This window comes from Hamadaea sp. NPDC050747, from assembly GCF_040654195.1.
Lineage (GTDB): Bacteria > Actinomycetota > Actinomycetes > Mycobacteriales > Micromonosporaceae > Hamadaea.
Map to the genome: position 1 here is coordinate 166,697 of NZ_JBFAHM010000012.1, position 19,751 is coordinate 186,447.

The 19,751-nt window shown below is 70.3% G+C and carries 16 protein-coding genes; 4 read left to right on the forward strand and 12 right to left on the reverse strand.

Annotation, left to right across the window (positions count from 1 at the left end; genetic code table 11):
- Nucleotides 1-13: 13 nt before the first annotated feature.
- From AB0H43_RS28025 to AB0H43_RS28065, 9 genes are all read right to left on the reverse strand, one after another.
- On the reverse strand, nt 14-1,069 hold the full coding sequence (locus AB0H43_RS28025) for a helix-turn-helix domain-containing protein (protein WP_360004079.1): 1,056 nt from the start codon (nt 1,067-1,069) through the stop codon (nt 14-16).
- Nucleotides 1,056-1,844, reverse strand: a complete 789-nt coding sequence (locus AB0H43_RS28030; protein WP_360004081.1) for an ABC transporter permease subunit — start codon at nt 1,842-1,844, stop codon at nt 1,056-1,058. The genes AB0H43_RS28025 and AB0H43_RS28030 overlap by 14 nt, the downstream gene beginning before the upstream one ends.
- A complete protein-coding gene (locus tag AB0H43_RS28035) occupies nt 1,822-2,760 on the reverse strand; it encodes an ABC transporter ATP-binding protein (RefSeq protein WP_360004083.1) in 939 nt (312 codons plus the stop codon). The genes AB0H43_RS28030 and AB0H43_RS28035 overlap by 23 nt, the downstream gene beginning before the upstream one ends.
- A gap of 105 nt (nt 2,761-2,865) precedes the next feature.
- Nucleotides 2,866-3,840, reverse strand: a complete 975-nt coding sequence (locus tag AB0H43_RS28040) for a calcium/sodium antiporter (RefSeq protein ID WP_360004085.1) — start codon at nt 3,838-3,840, stop codon at nt 2,866-2,868.
- A gap of 81 nt (nt 3,841-3,921) precedes the next feature.
- Nucleotides 3,922-5,208, reverse strand: coding sequence for an ArsB/NhaD family transporter (locus tag AB0H43_RS28045; RefSeq protein WP_360004087.1), 1,287 nt, complete (start codon nt 5,206-5,208; stop codon nt 3,922-3,924).
- Nucleotides 5,205-5,645 (reverse strand): CBS domain-containing protein, encoded by a 441-nt coding sequence (locus tag AB0H43_RS28050; RefSeq protein ID WP_360004088.1) that lies wholly within the window; start codon nt 5,643-5,645, stop codon nt 5,205-5,207. The genes AB0H43_RS28045 and AB0H43_RS28050 overlap by 4 nt, the downstream gene beginning before the upstream one ends.
- A 95-nt stretch (nt 5,646-5,740) precedes the next feature.
- Complete coding sequence (locus tag AB0H43_RS28055; protein ID WP_360004090.1) at nt 5,741-6,655, reverse strand: LysR family transcriptional regulator; 915 nt, start codon at nt 6,653-6,655, stop codon at nt 5,741-5,743.
- Between the two features lie 92 nt (nt 6,656-6,747).
- On the reverse strand, nt 6,748-7,770 hold the full coding sequence (locus AB0H43_RS28060) for a putative sulfate exporter family transporter (RefSeq protein ID WP_360004092.1): 1,023 nt from the start codon (nt 7,768-7,770) through the stop codon (nt 6,748-6,750).
- A gap of 56 nt (nt 7,771-7,826) precedes the next feature.
- Entirely contained in the window at nt 7,827-10,799 is a 2,973-nt protein-coding gene (locus tag AB0H43_RS28065) for a hypothetical protein (protein ID WP_360004094.1), read from the reverse strand.
- Between the two features lie 106 nt (nt 10,800-10,905).
- On the opposite strand from AB0H43_RS28065, the gene AB0H43_RS28070 reads away from it, so the two are divergent.
- Together AB0H43_RS28070 and AB0H43_RS28075 are read left to right on the forward strand one after the other, a co-directional pair.
- Complete coding sequence (locus AB0H43_RS28070; RefSeq protein ID WP_360004096.1) at nt 10,906-11,829, forward strand: hypothetical protein; 924 nt, start codon at nt 10,906-10,908, stop codon at nt 11,827-11,829.
- A gap of 126 nt (nt 11,830-11,955) precedes the next feature.
- Nucleotides 11,956-14,424, forward strand: coding sequence for a transglycosylase domain-containing protein (locus AB0H43_RS28075; protein ID WP_360004098.1), 2,469 nt, complete (start codon nt 11,956-11,958; stop codon nt 14,422-14,424).
- Here AB0H43_RS28075 and AB0H43_RS28080 read toward each other — a convergent pair.
- Nucleotides 14,381-15,187: a hypothetical protein gene (locus AB0H43_RS28080; RefSeq protein WP_360004100.1), complete on the reverse strand. Its 807-nt coding sequence runs from the start codon at nt 15,185-15,187 to the stop codon at nt 14,381-14,383. The genes AB0H43_RS28075 and AB0H43_RS28080 overlap by 44 nt on opposite strands.
- Before the next feature lie 405 nt (nt 15,188-15,592).
- Here AB0H43_RS28080 and AB0H43_RS28085 point away from each other — a divergent pair, with 405 nt between their 5' ends.
- Nucleotides 15,593-17,839 (forward strand): carbohydrate-binding protein, encoded by a 2,247-nt coding sequence (locus AB0H43_RS28085; protein WP_360004101.1) that lies wholly within the window; start codon nt 15,593-15,595, stop codon nt 17,837-17,839.
- A 65-nt stretch (nt 17,840-17,904) separates the two neighbouring features.
- Here AB0H43_RS28085 and AB0H43_RS28090 read toward each other — a convergent pair whose 3' ends face one another.
- Entirely contained in the window at nt 17,905-18,648 is a 744-nt protein-coding gene (locus AB0H43_RS28090) for a hypothetical protein (protein ID WP_360004102.1), read from the reverse strand.
- A gap of 133 nt (nt 18,649-18,781) precedes the next feature.
- Between AB0H43_RS28090 and AB0H43_RS28095 the strand changes: the two genes are divergently transcribed.
- Nucleotides 18,782-19,264, forward strand: a complete 483-nt coding sequence (locus AB0H43_RS28095; protein WP_360004104.1) for a hypothetical protein — start codon at nt 18,782-18,784, stop codon at nt 19,262-19,264.
- Nucleotides 19,265-19,267: 3 nt separating this feature from the next.
- Here the strand turns inward: AB0H43_RS28095 and AB0H43_RS28100 are convergent, their stop codons facing one another.
- On the reverse strand, nt 19,268-19,627 hold the full coding sequence (locus AB0H43_RS28100; RefSeq protein WP_360004106.1) for an STAS domain-containing protein: 360 nt from the start codon (nt 19,625-19,627) through the stop codon (nt 19,268-19,270).
- Nucleotides 19,628-19,751: the final 124 nt, after the last annotated feature.

The following is a 19,751-nucleotide window of genomic DNA, read 5'->3' on the forward strand; positions in this document are numbered from 1 at the left end:
CGGGAGTCACCGGTCAGCCGGGCCAGCCGAGCAGACGAGCGCCGAGGACGGCAGCCTGGAGCGTGAAGCGCTGGGTGGGTTCGCCCGGGTGATATCCGGTCAAGGCCTGAAGGCGGTCGAGGCGATAGGTCACGGCTCGAACGGACAGATGGAGGTGCCGGGCGGTGGCGGTGTAATTGCCCTGGTTGTCGAAGAGCACCGCCAGAGTGTCCACATACGGTTGGGGGCCGCCCCGTGCATCCAGCAGGGGACCGAGGACCGTGGTGACAAGGTCGGTGATCGCCTCGCGGTCACGGAGCAGGACCGGGAACACCAACAGGTCCGCGGCGTTCAGCACCGGTGCGGTGAAGCCGAGCTTGGCGGCCAGGTCGAGGGCGTTGCGGGCCTCGTCGAGCGAGGTGGCCAGGCCCTGGACGCCGGTGTGCGTACGCCCGACGCCGATCTGCCAACCGCCGGCCCCCAGCAGCCGGACCAGCAGATGAGCCAGCTCCGCCGGCACGCCACGAAGTCCACCGGCGCTGATGCACACGAGGTCCGGGTGGCGCAACGTCGTCAGGGTGTTGCCGTCGCCGTACCTGGCCGCCAGCGCGCCGTCCACCCGATGGGCGACGTCGGCGGTGAGACCGGCCGAGCGGACGACGAGAACGGTGTGCGAGGCTGCCAGCCGGATGCCGTACCGATTCGCCCGCTGGGCCAGAACTCCGGGGTCGGCGCGTCCGGTGAGCAAATCGTTGACGAAAGCGGCCCGGTCGGCGTCGTTCCGGACCAGTTCCGCGTGAGCGCTGCGGTCGTGTCCGGCGATCGCGGCGTCCAGCGCCGTCCGCAGAACGGTCAACAGCTCGGCGGCGCGTGCGTACGTCGCGGCGGCGGTGCCGGCGGTCGGCTCGGCTTCCGTCCAGACCATCGAGCAGGCGGTCAGCATGGCTCCGGCCAGATCGCGCAGGGCGACTCCGGAGTCAGCGGCATGGGCGCCGAGCTGCCCGGCAGCGCGTGATCGCGCGCCGCCGGGCTCCGTACGCAGAATTCTGGCGCACTCCTCGGCGAGCCGGTCCTGCTCAGACGCCGACATCGCGCTGATCGAACAGGATGACTCCGGCCGCGGCGGTGGCGACTCCGGTGACGAGGAGGACGAGCAGTTCGACGGGGTGCCAGCCGGTGTGCAACGGGTCGGTGCCGATGAAGTAGTGGAACGGCGACAGCCAGGTCAACCAGCTGACGCCGGCGAACATGCCGCCGATCGCGTTGGCCATGTAGGTGGCGACGGCGATGGCGCCGGTCACCGCCAGGACCGTCGTACGCCGTCCGCTGGCCGCTCCGACGAGGAAGGCGATCCCCGTGAAGCACCACACGAGCGCGATCAGGCCGACGCACGCGGCGGCGACGTTGGACAGCGAGATGTCCATTCCGATGCTGGGGACGATGAGGCTCAGCAGTATCCACGGAATCGCGGCCACGAGGGTGACGGCCGCCCCGGTGGCAGTGAGCCGCTGGAGGGCGAACGCGTTGCGGGACAATGGATTGACCAGCAGGAGCTCCATGCCGCCGTCCTCTTCGGGCCGGGCGATCGTCCGCGCGGTCAGGGTGACGGCGCACATGAGGATCAGAAGTGGCCCGATCAGGCTGAACACGGTCGCCTGCAGGTACCCGGCGGGCGAGAGCATGTCGGCGATCCCCAGGAAGTCGAGCATGCCTTCGGGCAGCGCGTCCTGCTTGAGCTTGGCGGCGTCCTGGAACTGGCTGTAGAACGACGTGTAGATCGAGGTGAACGCGGCGACGCCGACGGACCAGCCGATCAGCGCCCGCCGGTCGTCGCGCCAGGTCTTACGCACGAGGGCGGGCAGCATCGTCGGCTCCTTCTTCGTGGGACTCGGAGTGGTAGTAGAAGGACAGGAAGGTCTCTTCGAGATCCGGTTCGGCCGAGAGCAGGTCGATCACCTCATGCCGGGCGGCGGCCTTGACGAGTGGATCCAACCGGCCGTCGACCGTGCATCGCAGCACCGGGCCGGAGACCACGAGGTCGGTCACACCGGGCAGCGCGCGGAACTCCTCCACGGAGACCGGATCGCCGAAGTGGATCTCCACGGTGCGGACCGCCCGTTTGCCCAGTGACTCCACCCGTTCGACCGCCGCCAGGCGGCCCTCGCGGACGATCGCGACCCGGTCGGCGGTCTGTTGCACCTCGGCCAGGACATGCGAGGACATGAACACCGTCTGCCCGGCGGTGCGGGCGTCCCGGACCATGGCCAGGAACTCCTGTTGCATGAGCGGGTCGAGGCCGCTCGTCGGCTCGTCGAGGATCAGCAGCGCCGGGTCGTGCATGAACGCCTGCACCAGGCCGACCTTCTGCTTGTTGCCCTTCGACATGGCGCGGATCGGCCGCGTCAGGTCCAGCTCCAGCCGGTCGGCCAGCTCGGTGACCCTCGACCAGGCCACGCCCCCACGGGCGGCGGCGAAGAAGCGCAGTAGATCGGATGCTCGGTCTCGGCCGGGGAACGCCAGTTCGCCCGGTAGATAACCGATCTGCCGGTGCAGGGCGGCCTTGTCCGTACGCGGATCGAGGCCGAGGACGGTGGCGCGTCCGCGGGTGGGCCGCAGGAAATCGAGCAGCAACCGGATGGTCGTGGTCTTCCCGGCGCCGTTCGGCCCGAGAAAGCCCAGCACCTCCCCGGCGCGTACCTCGAGGTCGAGGTTCTCGATGCCGCGGCGGTCACCGTAGAACTTGGTGAGCTTCTCAGTGACGACGGCGATGTCGCTTGTCATGCTCCACATCGTGCTGGTCCTCCGATCCGGGCTCCAGGTACGTCTCCGGCCGATCTGCCGTCCCGTTCGTTGCCGGACGTCGGCAACACCGTCGATCCGCCGGTGTCACGCGGTGAGCAGAAGCGGCAGGGTCAGGGCGTACGCGGCCAGGAGCACAGCGCCCTCGACCCTGGTCAGCCGGAGCCTTCGAGCCAGCAGCGCCCAGGCCAGGAGGGTCGTGCCGACCATGACGGCCAGCAGACCGGCCGTCGCCTGGGCAGGATGCGCGCTGCCGGTCGCGAACCCGACCAGAGCGCCGCCGGCGAGACTGTTGAACAGGTTGCTGCCGAACAGATTGCCGACGACCAGGTCGGTCTCGCCGCGCCGCTGAGCCTGGACCGTCGTCACCAGTTCCGGCAACGAAGTGCCCAGTGCCACCAGGGTGAAGCCGATGACGACCTGGGGGACGCCGAGGTCCTCGGCGATCGTGGACGCGTTCGCGACCAGCAACTGCGCACCACCCAGGACGCCGGCCAGGCCGAGCACGGTTCGGATCGGCTCCACCCACGGTCTGGTCCGCCGGGCGGCCGGGGTGACGACGGCGCCGCCCTCGGCGGTGAAGTCCTGCACCTCGGTCACCAGTTGCTCGTTGTCGGCCGCGCGAGACCAGCGCAGCAGCAGGTACAGCGCGGCAGCCATCGCCGCCGCCAGAACCAGGCCGGTCGCCGGGGTCACTCCCAGGTACGCCAGGACACCGAACGCCACGACTGCTCCGACGGCGAGGGGAACCTCCCGCCGGGTGACGGCTGAGTCGACCGCGAACGGGGTGACCAGGGCGGCGATGCCGAGGATGAGCGTCAGGTTGAGGATGTTCGACCCGACGATGTTCCCGACGGCGATGCCGGTGTCACCGCGACCGGCGGCCAGCGCCGAGACCAGGAACTCCGGTGCGCTGGTCCCCAACCCGATGACGACGACGCCGACCACGACCGGACTGACGTGCAGCCGTTCGGCCAGGCGGGACGAGCCGAGCACGAGGTGGTCGGCGGCTACGGTCAGCAGGCCGAGGCCGGCCAGGGCGAGCAGAATCTGCAGAAGCATCTCGGGCCTCCAGGAGGGGAGCCGGACCGCCGTCGAGGGGCGGCCCGGCCTGGTGGTCTCAGCAGAAAGCGCAGGTGAGTCTCAGAAGAAGCGCAGGTACAGGTAGGGCACGCACACCGCCACCGTGATCACGGTGACGATCAGCCCGTACTTGGTGAACTGCCAGAACGAGATCGGCTTGCCGGAGCGTTCGGCGATGCCGAGCATGACGACGTTGGCGGAGGCGCCGATCGCGGTGGCGTTGCCGCCGAGGTCCGCGCCCAGGGCGAGCGCCCACCACAGGACGTTGCCGCGGGGCGTGCCGTCGGCGTGCACGAGGTCGGCGACGATCGGGCTCATCGTCGCCACATAGGGGATGTTGTCGATGACCGCCGACAGCGCGGCCGATGCCCACAGCAGGAGCATCGTCGCGCCCCACAGACGGCCTTCGACCGCGTCGGTGGCCGCCTGGGAGACGGTGTCGATGACGCCGGTGTTCACCAGCGCGCCGACCATGACGAACAGTCCGGCGAAGAAGATCAGCGTGTGCCATTCGACGTCGCGGGCGACCTCGTCGGGGTCCAGGCGGGACGCGGCCAGCAGGATCAGCCCGCCGACGATCGCGACGACGGACGGTTCGAGATGCAGCACGGAGTGCAGCAGGAAGGCGGCGAGCACGACGGCGAGGACGGCGAGGCTGACCGTCAGCAGGCGGGGGTCGCGGATCGCCTCGCGTTCCCGCATCGCCATGACCGAGGCGACCCGGCTGCTGTCGGCTCGGAAGGCGTCCCGGAACAGCCACCGGCACAAGGCCAGGAACACCACGAGCAGGACCACCACGATCGGGGCCAGCACCGACAGGAACTCCGTGAAGGTCAGCCCGGACCGGCTGGCGATGATGATGTTCGGCGGGTCGCCGATCAGCGTGGCGGTGCCGCCGATGTTGGACGCCATGACCTCGGCGATCAGGAACGGCGCCGCGGGCAGGCCGAGCCGGTCGCAGACGAACAGCGTCACCGGCGCGACCAGCAGCACGGTCGTGACGTTGTCCAGCCCGGCCGACGCGACGCCGGTGATCAGCACGAGGATCACCATCACCGGGTACGGACGGCCACGGGCGCGTTTGACGGCCCAGATCGCCAGATACTCGAACAGGCCGGTGCGGCGTAGCACCGCCACGATCAGCATCATGCCGATCAGCAGGAAGATGACGTTCCAGTCGATGCCCGAGTCCGGGGAGAAGAACGCCTCGTGGGCGTCGGTCGCCCCGATGAGCAGCATCGCGATCGCCCCGCCGAGCGCGGCGGCGACCCGGTGGACCCATTCGGTGGCGATCAGGACGTACGCCGCGGCGAAGACGGCCACCGCCAGCCAGGCCTGAACGCTCATGCGGGCAGTACCCGGTCCAGCAGCGCGTGCAGCGTGACCGCGCCGAGCAGGCCACCGTCGACGACGGCCACCAACGGGCTGCGCGTACGCGCCATCAAGGCCGCTATTTCCAGCGCGGTCGCCTCGGGTGGCACGACGGGAAGTTCGTGGGGTTGGGGCGGCAGCAGTTCGCGTACGGTGCGGTCGCCGAGTTCGCGGATGAACACGTCGGCGGCGGCCTCGTCGATCAGGTGGGTCAGGGCGGGATCGTCCTGGCAGTAGGTCGGCACGGCCAGCCGCAGCACCTGCGTACCGGGCAGGACGGCGAACGGTCTGCCCCGGTCGTCGACGACGATCAGGCCCGGCAGATCGGCGTCGGCCAGGATCCGGGCCGCCTCGATGGCAGGGGTGGCGAGGGTGACCGTCGCATAGGGCTCAACAAGGTCGGCGGCGCGCATCGGATGCCTCCACGGGTCGGCGAACACTGTGCCGACCAGACTTCCCGGCGCTCCACGATCATCCTAACGGTTCCCGTCACCGCGGCGGGTGGCGGTCACCCGGTGGCGGCGGCGATCGCCAGGAGTTCGGCGGCCAGCGGGGTCGGCGTACGCCCGAGCCACAGCGCGTTCAGCGGCCGGACGAGCGGCATCCCCTCCACGGTCAGCTCGACGAGTTCGCCGGAGGCGACTGCCGCCGCGGCCGCCCGGGAACTGATCACGCCGATGCCGCCGCCCGCGCGGACGGTGGCGAGGATGGTGGTCGTCGAGCCGAGGCTGATCACGTGCGGCAGCCTCGGGGCGAAGCCGAGGGCGTGTTCCAGCGCCCGCAGGAACGTGTCGCGGGTGCCGGAACCCGGCTCGCGCAACAGCAACGGCTGGTCTGCGAGATCGGTCGGGCGCAGGGCGCGCCACGCGTGGGCGGCCAGCGGATATCCGGCCGCGACGACGAGGGAGAGCCGGTCGTCGCCGACGACCCGGGAACTCAGATCCGCCGGGACGTCCGGTGACTCCACGAACCCGAGGTCGACCGAGCCGGAGCGGACCGCCTCGATCACGCCGTTGCTGTTGGCCACGGCGGCCGAGATGTCGAGCCCCGGATGCGTACGCCGCAGGCTGAGCAGCCAGGCCGGCACCAGGTGCTCGGCGACCGTGAGACTGGCCGAGACGCGCAGCCGGGCCTGCCGATCCGCCCGCAGCGTCAGGACACCGTCGGCCAGCGCCTGGGCGGCGTCCACCACACCGTGCGACCAGGCGACGACGGCTTCGCCGGCCGGGGTGAGCAGGCTGCCCCGCCGGGACCGCACCAGCAGCGGTACGCCGAGGCGGCGCTCCAGCTTCGCCAGCCGGGCGCTGGCGCTGGGCTGGGTGATCCCGTGGGCCTGGGCGGCGCGGCCCACGCTGCCGGTCTCCGCGACCGAGATGAGCAGGTCGAGCGCGGGCAGGTCACTGATCCAGGGCGGCAAGGGCATCGTCCGCAGTCTGGCACAGGCGTTCGTCCCGGCGGCTGCCTTATCCGGCCGTGACACGGCGGGCCGCTATCCGGCCATGACACGGCGGGCCGCTATCCAGCCATGAGCTGTTGCAGGGCCAGGCTGGTCACGCTGACGGAGGCCCAGAGGACCAGGCCGAGCACCAGCGGCCGGAGGCCCGCCCGGCGTACTGCGGCCACGTCGGTGGACAGCCCGACGGCGGCGAGGGCGACGGCGACGAGGAACAGCGCCGCCTGATGGGCGACCGGCTGGACCACGCCCGGAATCACCCCGGCGCTGTGCAGTGCGGCGGTGACCAGGAACGCCACCAGGAACCACGGCACGAGCGTGGTGATTCGCCGAAGCCCGGACGTCGGCGGCAGACCGTCGCGGCGACGAGTCAGGGCGGTGAGGACCAGGACAATGGGGATGATCATCAACGTGCGGGCCAGCTTGACGACGACCGCGTACTGGACGGCGTCGGGGCCGAACGCGCCGGCGGCGGCCACCACGGAACTGGTGTCGTTGACGGCGGTCCCCGCGAACAGCCCGAACGCGTGCTCGCTCAGTCCGAGCATCCGGCCGAGCGGTGGAAAGACCACCACCGCGGCCACATTGAACAGAAAGATCGTCGAGATCGCGTACGCCACGTCGTCGGCGCGGGCGCGGATCGCCGGTGTGGTCGCCGCGATGGCGGACGCGCCGCAGACGCCGGTGCCGACCCCGATCAGCGTACGCAGATCGCGCGGGACGCCGAGCCACCGGCCGACGACCCAGGCCAGCAGGAGGCATACGCCGAGGGTGCCGAGCATGACCGGCAGCGATCCCGCGCCGACGCGTACCACCTCACCGAGCGACAGCTGAGCCCCGAGCAGCACTACCGACAGCTGCAGCAGCAGTCCCTTGGCCACGCCCAGGCCGGGCCCGAGCGTCTCGCTTCGCCGTCGGGCCAGCGGGCTCAGCAGCACTCCGCCGATCACGGCGATCACCGGAGCGCCGACGACGGGCAGCAGCGTGCCGGCTGCGGTCGCGGCGAGCCCGAGCACGGCGGCGACCCCGAGACCGGCGGCCCGGCCTGGGGATCGGGGGCGGGACGCCTCAGCGAGAACGATCACTCGTCCAGGCTTCGCCGATGGGCACCGGGCCGGTAGCGGTCGGCTGCCGACCAGGGTCATAGACGTCGTCTATGACAGCTGCGGTGTCCGTCGGCCAGCGTGAGCAGGAGGCCACCGGTGGCGGCGAGCAGCACCGCGACGGTCAGGACCGCCGCCGGCAGGTACGCCGGAATGCCCAGGTAGACGGTGACGCCGAGGATCCGTGACAGCCCCCACGGCAGCAGGGCCACCTGGTCGTTCCAGATCGTCAGCGCGCGCTCGCCGCCGAGCGAAGTCACCAGGGCCGCCGGGACGGCCAGGGCGACTCCGGCGGCCACCAGCACGACGCCCAGCGACCATCGCCGGACCGCGTGCAGCCGCAGTACCCGGTAGGCCGCCACGAACAGCCAGAGGAACAGGGCGAACGCGATCGTCACGTAGATCGACCGCCGGACCGGATCCGTCCAGAAGGCGTACCAGTAGCCGCCCGGCCCGTGCGGAGCCAGCACGGCGAACAGCAGGACACTGCGTACCAGTGCGACCGCCCCGACCGTCGCGTACCAGGGGAAAGCATCACGGCGACCCAGCACGAGCCGGCCGGCGAGCACGAACAGCGCCCACCCGCCCAGGGTCACGACCAGATGCGCGGGTGCCGCGAACCAGGTCAGCATCGCGCGGCTAGCGACCACGGCGACCACCGGCAACCCGAGGACGATCGCCCGGTCGAGCCGCCCGGGGCGGGTGAGCCCGGCGGGCCGGAGCAGACCGTCGGCCAGCGTCCGCGCCGCCCGCGGCCGCGCCACGAGCACCAGCAGGACGAGCAGCAGCAAGCCGCGGGCCAGCCAGGCCATCACGGGATCGCGGTCCGCGCGGGTCATGCCGAGATCGGCGGCGGTGAAGTTGTACGCGGGCAGGTCGACATCGCCCCCGTACGCGCGCACGTGCTGGTCCCGGGCGGTCCGGTACCGGGTCTCCGCCGCGTGCCAGGCGTCCCGGGCGCTCGCCGAGCCGGTGTCGAGCCACTGCGCGTGGCGAAGCACCATCGTCCGGTACGCGCTGAGGGTGTCCAAGAGGTTCACCTCGTACGCCAAGGTGTCGGCGAACCGCTGGCGCAGCCCCGGATCGGTCCACGTGCCCGGGTCGGTGGCGGCGAGCGTGGCCTGCATGCGCCGGGCGTCGGCGACCGCGGTCTCGCCTTCGGCGATCGCCTCGTCGACGTGGTCGCGGGCGATCGCGTAAATGCTGTCGAGGGCCGCCGAGTCGCCCGTCACGATGTCCCACTCGAAGATCCACATCATCGGCGGCGGTTCGAGGCCGAGCGCGCGCACCGAGTTGTCGGCGTATGCGGAGAGGTAGAGGCCCCGCGTGACGGCCGCCCGGGACAGCGCCATGACCTCCCCGATCGCGGCGACCGTCGTCGGGTCGGCGGAGAACGTCTGCCGAGCCCAGTCCGCGGTGACCTGCGCCGGGTCGGCCTGCGGATCCCAGGCCAACCGGCTGGTGGCGTAGGTGTTGAGGGCGTAGAGCGGCCAGAAGCCGGACCTGAGGTACAGCGACATCGGCCCGGCCTTGAGCGGCCCGCCGTCCTGGGTCCACGTCCACACGCCCTCGACATGCGGGTTGGCCGCCAGGAAATGGCGCAACGCCTCCTGATGCAGCGAGCCGAGGTCGTTGGGCAGGGCGCCGAAACCCTCGAACTCGCGGCGCGACTGGAACTCCACGATCCGGCGCTGGTCGCCGATGTCCAGGGTCGGGTTGAGCGGCAGATGGCTGTAGAAGTCACCGGCCGAGTACTTGGTCGACACGATCAGGTGCGGATCGTGCAGCCCGCCCAATACCTCCTGATAGGACTCCGGATTGGTGTGCAGATCGCCGACCGCCCCGACGCCCACGGTCCAGCTGCGGAAGATGACGTCCTTGCCCCGGTCGCCGGCGGTCTTCAGGAAGGCCGTGAGCATCGCCCGGACGGCGGCCGGCGTCGTCACCGCGATCTTCGACGAGTAGTCCCACCCGGCCTGGCGGTAGACGTCGCCACCCTCACCGATGCGGATCATGAGTCCGTCGGCGAACGGCATACCGTCGAACAGTTCGGCCAGACCGGCCTGGTAGACCTCCCACAGCCGGGGATCCTCGGTGCTCTTACCGTCGAGGTACCGCTCCAGCGGCGGCGACACCGCCAGCATGTCGGTCAGGAAGAACACCTTCAGCCCCATGCTGTGGGCGTACGCGAACACCGGGCCGAACGCGGCGGCCATCGCCCGGGCCCGGTCGACGTGCGGATCCCCCGCCGGATACACCCCGGGGACCTGGGCGAAGGTGACGTACTCCAGGAAACCCGGCACCACGATCCCGTTGTAGCCCTCGGCCACCGAGTGGTCGACGAACTGCCGGAACTCCGCCCCGATCCGGCCGACGGCGCTCTGATCGACCCAGGGGGCTCGGGGCAGCAGCGCCGAGCCGACGACATCGGTGTTGAGCGAATAGTCGGTTCCGGCCCGGTAGGCGTCGGCATCCGCCTCCCGGCCGACCGATCCGGCGTCGGTCAGCCGCAGCCCCAGTCGGGGTTCGACGAGCTGCCCGATCGGCAGCGCGCCGCCCGACCGGATGCGGTCGGCCACGGCGTACAGGCCGGCCGCCGCACCCGCCAGATCGGCGGACTCGACGGTCAACCCGCTCGTGATCCGGTACGCCTCCGGCCGCGTACCGGTCAGGGCGCCGACCTTGACCGTCAGGGTGCCCGCCGGATCCGTCGCCGCAGCTGTCTCCACGACGGGCCGCGGACGACCGCGCCCGGCCAGCGCGTCAGCGACCGCCGCAGCCGCCTTGGTCAGCCGCAGCTCGTCCGGCACCACGATCCGGCTGACGGCCGGCGGCGGGACGTCGGCGCGCACCGGGGCAGCCGACGGATGTTCGGGTGCGGGCGCCACCGGAGTGAAGCTCAGCCCGAGCGCGCCGTTGATCGCGTACGCCACTCCCGCGCCGAGGGCAAGGACGAGCGCAACGGCGATGAACAGCGGAAACAGGCGTACCCGGTGGTGAGCTGGCGACACGCGCTGCATCTTAAGCACTCCCGCCGGCGCTGTGGGGTCCGTGTGTCGAGCGGTTCGCCTCTTTCGGGGATGGCGAGGCGATCGGCCAACGATCATCCTGGATCTCGTGACGGACTGGTACGCCGCGATGCAGGGCGCGAAGGCGAAGCGACGGCGGGCCGGGCTGGTGACAGCGCTACTGGGCATCGCCAGCGGCGAGGTCGTCAGCTATGTCGGCGGGGTGCTGGGCGAGCACGGCGGCCTGTATGTCGCGGCGGCCGCCACCGTCGTGGCCGGGATGGTGAAGCTGCGTGAGTTCCCACGGCGGTCGCTGCTGGTCCGGTTCGTCGCGGGCACGCTGTGGCTCCTCAGCGTCGTGGCAGCGGCCGTCGCCGCGTTCGGTCCGCCCTCCTGGCAGTTGTACGCGGTCATCGTGTCCATCGCGATCACCGCCTTGGCGCTGGTCGTCGTCGAAGCCGGGGCGGCGTTCCGGCTCCTCATGGGCGCCTCCTTCGTCGGCCTCGGGCTGGCGTCGATCGGACTCGGCGTCAGTTCCTTCGTCGGCCACGACTTCATGCTCGGGTTGGCCGCGGTCTCCTACGGCGCGCTGCTCCTCTTGTCCGTTCCGGCGGTGATGGAGCCCGGTGTGGAACGGACGTTGGCGGAACGTCTGACGATCGCCGCCGGAACGGCGCTGAACCTCGCCGGGCTCAACCTGATCCTGCACGGCGGTGTCGGCAGCAAGATCCTCGGCGCGCTGCTGCTTCTTCCGGCGGCCTGGCTGTGGTTCGCCGGCCGGCTCAGCGAGGAACTCGGCTTCGCCGCCACGACCGTCCGAGCGCTGCTCGGCGCGGCGGCGGTGTGTCTCGTGACCGGCGCATTCCTGATCGTGCGGAGCCAGTACCTCGCCGGCGTCGCGGGCATCTACCTCGGGATCGGTCTCGCCGGGATCACCCTTCAGTACGTCACGTTCCGTCCTGCCGCCACGGTGCAGGACGTGTTCCGGGAGTTCTACGCGAAGGCCACCCGGGACCCCGACGACACGGCCTGATCCCGACCATGCGCCGACTCACACGAGTCAGTATGTGATCTTGGTGGCAACCCTGCGGACGCGAAGTCGCGTCTGACTTTGGGCGGTGCGGATGGGGACCGCGCATGAACGGAAACGGTGTGACAGATGACTGTGTACGACGACGAACCGCAGGCTCCGCCGGAGGATGACGGCCTCGCCCGAGGACGGGCTCAGGTCGGATCGGCCTCGGTCCCGGTCCCGGCGCCGGCCGCCGCTGGCCGGGCGTCCGTGGGCCGGGCGGTCGTACCCGCGCCGGCCGGACGGGCGGCGGTCCCGGTGGTTCCGCCGCGCACGAGCGGACGGGCGAGCGTACGGTCGGCCGAGCCGGATGTGCCGGTGGCGGAGGACGGCGGGCAACCTCGCCGGAAACCGCTGTCGGGCAAGGCGAAGAAGGCGCGGCGGTTCAAGATTCTGATCGCCTCGTTCGCCGCGGTGCTGATCGTCTTCGGCGGCGGCGCCATCGCGATGACGTACTACTTCGACAGTGTCGACGAGTTCCTGCCGGAGACCTTCAAGAATGCCCAGACGACGATGATCGTGGCCGTCAACGGCAAGCAGATCGCCCAGCTCGGCACGGCGAACCGGATCAACGTCCCGATGGACATCATCCCGGAGAAGTCGCGCTTCGCCCTGATCGCCGGGGAGGACAAGGACTTCTTCGACCATCACGGTGTCTCGTACTCCGGCATCATGCGGGCCGCCTGGAAGAATCTGACCAGCGACGAGTCGCAGGGTGGTTCGACGATCACCCAGCAGTACATCAAGATCGCCACGGATCAGGCGCAGATCTCGTACGCCCGGAAGCTGCGCGAGGCGGTCCTCGCCCGCAAGCTGGAGGACAAGTACGACAAGAAGACCATCATGGGCTTCTACCTGAACACCATCGACTTCGGGCGGGGCGCGGTCGGGGTGGAGAAGGCCGCGAACGCGTACTTCAACAAGAGCGCCAAGGATCTGACGATCGCGGAGGCGGCGGTCCTGGGATCGGTCATCCGTGACCCGTACGACGACGGCGGCAAGCTCAGCATCTACGACCCCGAGGCGCACCCCGACACGGCCAAGGGCCGCTGGGGCTACGTCCTCGACAACATGGTCGAGAAGAAGTGGATCACGCCCGAGGAGCGAGCCCAGCAACAGTTCCCGCCGTTCCGCAAGTACGCGACGGTGACCACGTCGGCCGAGTGGGGGATCAAGGTCGACCCCGGCGCCCCGGCCGGAACGGCGACCGGCAATGTCGTCAATTACGTGTACGAAGAGCTCAAGGCGCAGGGGATCCAGCCGCAGGAGCTGAAGACCGGCGGATACCGGGTCACGACCACCATCGACCCCGAGGCCCAGAAGCAGCTGGAGGAGGCCGCCCGGCCGGACCTGAAGGGCTCCGAACTCTACGGCCGTAAGATCGTCACCGATCCGAAGAAGAAGCAGGATCTGGAGTCGGCCGGGGTGGTCATCGATCACACGACCGGCCGCGTCCTCGCGTACTACGGCGGCCTGGACGGCACGGCGATCGACCTGGCCGGGCTGAACACCCAGGGCGGCGCGCTGGTCGGCGGGCACCCGCCGGGCTCGTCGATGAAGATCTACACGCTCGCCGCCGCGCTGCAGGCCGGAGCGTCCCTGCAGAGCCGGTGGAAGGCCAAGCCCGACAAGTCGCTGAACCTCGGCAACGCCGGCTGGTCCAACCCGACCTGCGGCGACTACTGCACGCTCGAATACAGCTTCGAGAAGTCCTACAACGTGCCGTTCTACTGGGTCGCCCGGCAGATCGGCCCCGGCAAGGTCGTCAAGATGGCGTACCAGGCCGGTGTCCGCTACATGTGGAACAACGACAACATCGAGAGCCTGTCGGCCAAGGGCGTCCAGAGCGAGGCCGCGCGTACGCCGTTCGACCGCCAGGTCGGCTTCGGCCAGTACGGCATCACGGTCCTCGACCACGCGACCGGTGTCGCGACGCTGGCCAACGGCGGCGTCTACAACAAGCCGCACTTCGTGGTGAAGGTCGAGAAGAAGGACCCGGACACCGGTCAGTACAAGGCGGTGCCGTTCAAGGGGGAGAAGCGCGACCCGAAGCAGGTCATCGACCGCCGGGTCGCCAACGACGTGAGCTACGCCATGGAACAGGTCTTCAAGAGTCACGGCTGGGCGGGTATGCAGGACGGCCGGCAGGTCGCGGCGAAGACCGGCACCTGGGAGGGCGCCACCGTCGACAAGAACGGCAACTGGAAGCCCAGCACGGAGAACGCCCACGCCTGGGTCGTCGGCTTCACCAAGCAGTTCTCGGTCGCGATCTGGACCGGCAACGCCGCCGGGTCATACCCGGTGCTCGATCCGAAGACCCACAAGACGATCACGTCCGCGAGCGCGCCCTACCGCATCTGGGGCGAGTTCATCAAGGACTACAGCGCGGCCAAGAAGTATCCCAAGGAGAACCTGGCCGATCCGTCCCACTACGGCGAGGACAATGTGGACTTCGCCAACGGTCAGTCGCCGTCGCCCACCCCGCCGGCCACCCCCGACTGCATCCCGCAGGTCACCTGCCCGACCGGGCCGCCGCAGCCGGCGGCGACGCCCTGACCTCGCGTACGCGAGGACGCAGCAGGAAAGCCGTGACGAGGGCGGCGACGGTGCCGAGACCGAAGGCCGCCGGACCGCCCAGCTTCTCGACGAGCATGGCGACGACGAAACAGAACATCGCGAACCCGGGCAGGCCCCGGAGCACGCCGAGGAGGGTCGCCACGGCGGTCTCCGGCCCGGCCTGGGCCAGCGCGAACGCCGCCACGACGCTGGTGGCGATCGGAAACGGCGCCAGGACTCCCGTCATCTCCGGGCCGAGCGCCGACGCCGCGGTCGTCAGCGTGACGACGAGAAGCCCGGTGGCGACCGCCCGGCTCGGTAGGTCCCACCACCGGGGTCGCACCGCGACCGGATCCCCGGAACGGCGGCGGCTGATGGCGTACCAGCAGGCGGTGTTGACCGACAACGCGAGCGCGAGCCCGGCGACCGGCCCGACCTGGACGTGCGCCAGGAGCAGGCCGCCGGTGAGGCAGGCGGCCCAGGTGACGCCCAGCACCACCGGCCACGGCAGGTACGCGCAGATCACCGCGAACAACAGCGCGAAGCCGCCGAGGACGGCGATGCCGCGCAGTGCCGCGCCGGCGGCCTGGGCGGCGAACCGTTCGCCGTGATCGAGCCAGCTGAACAGCAGGATGGGTCCCGCCACGATAGGCAGCGAGACCAGGATGCCCGCGATGGCGGTGCCCCAGCGGCGACCGGCCAGCGACGAGCCGACCACCAGCGCGGGCGCCAGGACCAGCTTGGCGAGGAGTACCGCAGTCATCGCGTTGATCATCACACTGGACGGGGGACGCGAGGAACGCGGGTGATCATTCGCTCAGTGGCCGGATGTGCCACGAAGACCGGCAACGCTTGACGCCTTCCTTGAAACGTTTTAGTTTCGGGCCTGGCGAGGAAGTCACTGCCGTCTATCGGTTGTGTCCTGCTTGCCGTCCCCCCAACCCGGAGCAAACCAGCGCCCACTGGTCCGGCCCGCTCCCCTTCCGCGAGGAGTCCACGGATGAATCGAACGACCTCCGTCACCGCATCTCCGGCCAGGGCGCCCGGCCACCGCGCCCGGTGCTGATCGCTCGTCACCGTTCCGTGCCCACTCGGGGCAGCCGACCGTCCGAAAAGGACATTTAACGTTTCAATTCGAGCGCTCGCGATCTATGCCATGGAGATCATCATGCATTCACGTAAACGCCGTGTCGCGTTGCTGTCCGCCTGTGCGGTGGCGACGCTCGGCACGGTCACCACGACGGTCACCGCAGCCTCGGCCGCGGTGACCCGCTACGAGGCCGAGGCGTCGCCCGCGACCTGCGCCGGCGCCATCGAGTCCAACCACACCGGATTCTCCGGCAGCGGCTTCTGCAACGGCACCAACGCCGTCGGCGCCGCCGCCCAGTTCACCGTCACGGCCGCGGCGGCCGGGACCGCGACGATCACCATCGGGTACGCCAACGGCACCACCGCGACGCGGCCCGCCGACGTGATCGTCAACGGCTCGGTCGTGCAGTCGGCGGTGACCTTCGACGCCACCGCGAACTGGGACACCTGGGCCACCAAGACGCTGTCCGTCTCGCTCGTCGCCGGCGCCAACACCGTCCGGCTGAATCCGACCTCGGCCGACGGCCTGGCCAACATCGACTATCTCGACGCCGACACCGCCGGCACCACGCCGCCGGTCGAGCAGGGCCGGCAGATGGAGAAGCTGAACCGGGGCGTCACCAGCGTGCACTCCGGTTCGGGGAACCTGGTGAGCTGGCGGCTGCTGGGCACCGACCCGTCGTCGGTGACCTTCAACCTGTACCGGGGCAGCACCCGGGTGTTCTCGGGCGCGTTGACGAACTACCTCGACGCCGGGGCGGCCGCCGACGCGGTGTACACCGTGCGGGCCGTCGTGGGCGGCGTGGAGCAGGCGGCATCGCCGGCCGCGATCACCTTCGCCAACGGGTATCGGGATGTGCCGTTGCAGATCCCGGCCGGTGGCACCACCCCGGACGGGGTGGCGTACACGTATTCGGCCAACGACGCCAGCGTCGGCGACCTCGACGGCGACGGAGTCCTCGACTTCGTCGTGAAGTGGGATCCGTCGAACGCCAAGGACAACTCGCAGTCCGGCTACACCGGCAACGTGTACGTGGACGGGTACAAGCTGGACGGCACCCGCCTGTGGCGCATCGATCTGGGCCGCAACATCCGGGCCGGCGCGCACTACACCCAGTTCCAGGTGTACGACCTGGACGGCGACGGCAAGGCCGAGGTGGCCATGAAGACCGCCGACGGCACGGTGTCCGGGACGGGGCAGGTCATCGGCAGCTCCTCGGCGGACTACCGCAACAGCTCCGGCTACATCCTGTCCGGGCCGGAATACCTCACCGTGTTCAACGGGCCGAACGGCGCCATCCGGGCGACGGCGAACTACGTCGTGCCCCGGGGAACCGTCTCGTCCTGGGGCGACTCCTACGGCAACCGGGTGGATCGGTTCCTGGCCGGGGTGGCGTACCTGGACGGCAAGCAGCCCAGCCTGATCATGGCCCGCGGCTACTACACGCGGTCGGTCATCGCGGCGTGGGACTTCCGCAACGGGTCGCTGACCAACCGGTGGACCTTCGACAGCAACGTGTCCGGCTCGGCGTGGGCAGGCCGGGGCAATCATCAGCTGTCGGTCGCCGATGTGGACGCCGACGGCCGAGACGAGATCCTCTACGGCGGCATGGCGGTGGACGACAACGGGACCGGTCTGTGGAGCAACGGGATGCACCACGGCGATGCGTACCACGTGGGAGACCTGATCCCGTCGCGGCCGGGCCTCGAGGTGTTCAAGCCGAACGAGACGACCAGCGAGGTCGCGGCGTGGATGGCCGACGCGCGGACGGGGCAGATCATCTGGTCGAACCCGTCGTGCGGATGTGACAACGGCCGGGCCGTGGCCGGTGACGTGTGGGCCGGTTCGCCGGGCGCCGAGGCGTGGTCCTCGTCCCCGTCGGGGCTGCGCAACGGCTCCACCGGGGCCGAGATCGGCCGCAAACCGGGCTCGACCAACTTCCTGATCTGGTGGGACGGTGACCCGGTCCGGGAGCTGCTCGACGCGACGCACATCGACAAGTACGGCACGTCGTCGGACACCCGCCTGCTGACGGGCAGTAACGTCGCGTCGAACAACGGCACGAAGTCGACCCCGGCGCTGTCGGGCGACCTGTTCGGCGACTGGCGCGAAGAGGTCGTGTGGCGTACGAGCGACAGCAGCGCGTTGCGGATCTACGCCACGCCGACGCCGACCGACCGGCGGCTGTACACGTTGTTGCACGACGCCCAGTACCGGGTGGCGCTGGCCTGGCAGAACACCGCCTACAACCAGCCGCCGCACCCGTCGTACTTCATCGGCGACGGCATGAGCACCCCACCGGCACCCGTCATCTACGTCCGCTGACCGCTCGCCGTGGGTACGCCGGACCGGGCGCACCGGCGTACCCACGGCTCACTGCGTAGGAGCGGTCAGCCGACGCGGGCCAGCTGGATGTCTGCCCACACTTCCTTGCCCCGTCCGGACAGGACGGTGCCCCAGCGCTGGGCGACCAGATCGACGACGCCCAGCCCATGGCTGACATCGGGTTCAGTGTCGAGAACCATCCGGGGGAGGCCCCGCGCGGAGTCGCCGACGACGATGCGCAACGCCTCGGGCCGCAGCGTGAGCAGCAGCGTACGCGGACCGGTGCCGTGGCGGACCGCGTTGGCGGCCAGCTCGGCCGCGACCAGCTGGACGCGGTTGGCCATCCAGGGCATCAGCCAGCTCCAGCAGGTCCGGCCGGCGAACCGGTGTACGCGGGCCGGCGTGGAGGGACCGGGCCGCAGAGTCAGCCGTGCTTCTGGGATCGGGTCGACGGGAAGCAGCCGGATCGGAGACGTGGGACGTACGTCGGCGCGGATCGTGGCTCGCACGTGCAGGTGATGCCGGATCAGCTCGGCCGCCGTCGAGCCGGGTGGAGCCTGGATCAGCAGCGGGATCGGATACTCCAGGTCGCAGCAGTAACGCTGGAGGGTCGGCAGGGCCAGCAGCCCCGTTGCGTCGGCGTCGGTCACTTCGGCCAGGCACAGGATGATCAGGCGGGGCGCGTCCGCTATGCACTTGCGGATCGCCAGCCGCATCTGGGTCACGGTGGCGAGCGTCACCGCACCGTGGACTCGCACTTCGGCGACGGTCTGACCATGGTGGACGATGTCGATGCGGACGCTGGCCATCACACAACACTCTCGACCTCGGTAGAGGACTGCGCTACCCGAGCGGGCGTTCCGCGACACTTGTCCGGCCGAACGACATCCGATCGGGTCACCGATGTTTTGCGACGGCGGCAACGGGGTAGCGCGCCGGAGCATGACGACCCCCAGGAATTCGGCATCACGGGCCCGGCCGCGCGCTGATGAGCAGCCGGCCGGACCGACCGGCGACGACTTCGAAGCCGGTGCGCGGATGGCGCGGGCGTGGCTGGAGACCGAGGACGGCCGGCGGTGGCATCAGCGCGCCGCCGATTCGGCGGGTCTGCTGAAGGCCGTCCTCCGGGCGTTGTCCACTCGGCACGGGCGGGATTACCTGCGGGGATTCGCCGCCATCGCGACGAGCCCAGCGCAGTCGATGATGTCCACGCCGACCGTCGTGGCGGACGGCCCGGCCGCCGGGACGAGAAGATCCGAGCGGCTCTCCGTTGGCCTGAGCACGGAGGAGGATCTGGCCCTCAAGCAGTTCGGCATCTCCGACGGCGTCGCCGCCGCCGTGCGCGTACGCGCGATGCTGTTCGTCTACCGCACGGATCCGGACTACCGGCGACGGGTGGACGAGGTCATCCGGCCGCCGGTCTGAGAGTCAGCTCGACCCCCTCCGCCGGGCCGGCGGCTGCGGCGGGACCGAGGACGCGTCGGCGTCGACGAACTGCAGCAGGCGAAGGACGGTCGCCACGATGCCCTGAGCCCCGATGACGCGCATCGGCTGACCCGCGGCCTCCGCCGCGAGCTGCGCGGTCATCAGGTCCCGGACACCGGTCGCGTCGATGAAGGCGAGGTCGGAGACGTCCACCGTCAGGTGCCCGCCGCCCCGGGTGATCGCGCCCAGCAGCGCCTTCCGCGCGCGGCCGCCGGCCGACAAGTCGAGTTCGCCCTTCAGGAAGACGGTGACCTCACCGTCCGAGCCGGCCACGGACCACGCCTCGAAGTCGCTCGGCGTCATCTTCGGCCTCCATCATTCCAGCCGCCGTCTGGCACCTGGTGCGCTCAATGTCCGTTTCTCGCGAACCACCGGAAATCCGGGAGATTCAGCGATCGGCGGTGTGGCGTACCCATTTGATCGGTCG

Excerpts from the sequence above, each read along its gene's own strand:
- AB0H43_RS28035 (WP_360004083.1), bottom strand. The coding sequence starts at position 2,760 with ATGACAAGCGACATCGCCGTCGTCACTGAGAAGCTCACCAAGTTCTAC.
- AB0H43_RS28075 (WP_360004098.1), top strand. The coding sequence starts at position 11,956 with ATGACTGTGTACGACGACGAACCGCAGGCTCCGCCGGAGGATGACGGC.
- AB0H43_RS28050 (WP_360004088.1), bottom strand. The coding sequence starts at position 5,645 with ATGCGCGCCGCCGACCTTGTTGAGCCCTATGCGACGGTCACCCTCGCC.
- AB0H43_RS28095 (WP_360004104.1), top strand. The coding sequence starts at position 18,782 with ATGACGACCCCCAGGAATTCGGCATCACGGGCCCGGCCGCGCGCTGAT.
- AB0H43_RS28025 (WP_360004079.1), bottom strand. The coding sequence starts at position 1,069 with ATGTCGGCGTCTGAGCAGGACCGGCTCGCCGAGGAGTGCGCCAGAATT.
- AB0H43_RS28085 (WP_360004101.1), top strand. The coding sequence starts at position 15,593 with ATGCATTCACGTAAACGCCGTGTCGCGTTGCTGTCCGCCTGTGCGGTG.
- AB0H43_RS28100 (WP_360004106.1), bottom strand. The coding sequence starts at position 19,627 with ATGACGCCGAGCGACTTCGAGGCGTGGTCCGTGGCCGGCTCGGACGGT.
- AB0H43_RS28080 (WP_360004100.1), bottom strand. The coding sequence starts at position 15,187 with ATGACTGCGGTACTCCTCGCCAAGCTGGTCCTGGCGCCCGCGCTGGTG.
- AB0H43_RS28030 (WP_360004081.1), bottom strand. The coding sequence starts at position 1,844 with ATGCTGCCCGCCCTCGTGCGTAAGACCTGGCGCGACGACCGGCGGGCG.
- AB0H43_RS28045 (WP_360004087.1), bottom strand. The coding sequence starts at position 5,208 with ATGAGCGTTCAGGCCTGGCTGGCGGTGGCCGTCTTCGCCGCGGCGTAC.
- AB0H43_RS28090 (WP_360004102.1), bottom strand. The coding sequence starts at position 18,648 with ATGGCCAGCGTCCGCATCGACATCGTCCACCATGGTCAGACCGTCGCC.
- AB0H43_RS28055 (WP_360004090.1), bottom strand. The coding sequence starts at position 6,655 with ATGCCCTTGCCGCCCTGGATCAGTGACCTGCCCGCGCTCGACCTGCTC.
- AB0H43_RS28040 (WP_360004085.1), bottom strand. The coding sequence starts at position 3,840 with ATGCTTCTGCAGATTCTGCTCGCCCTGGCCGGCCTCGGCCTGCTGACC.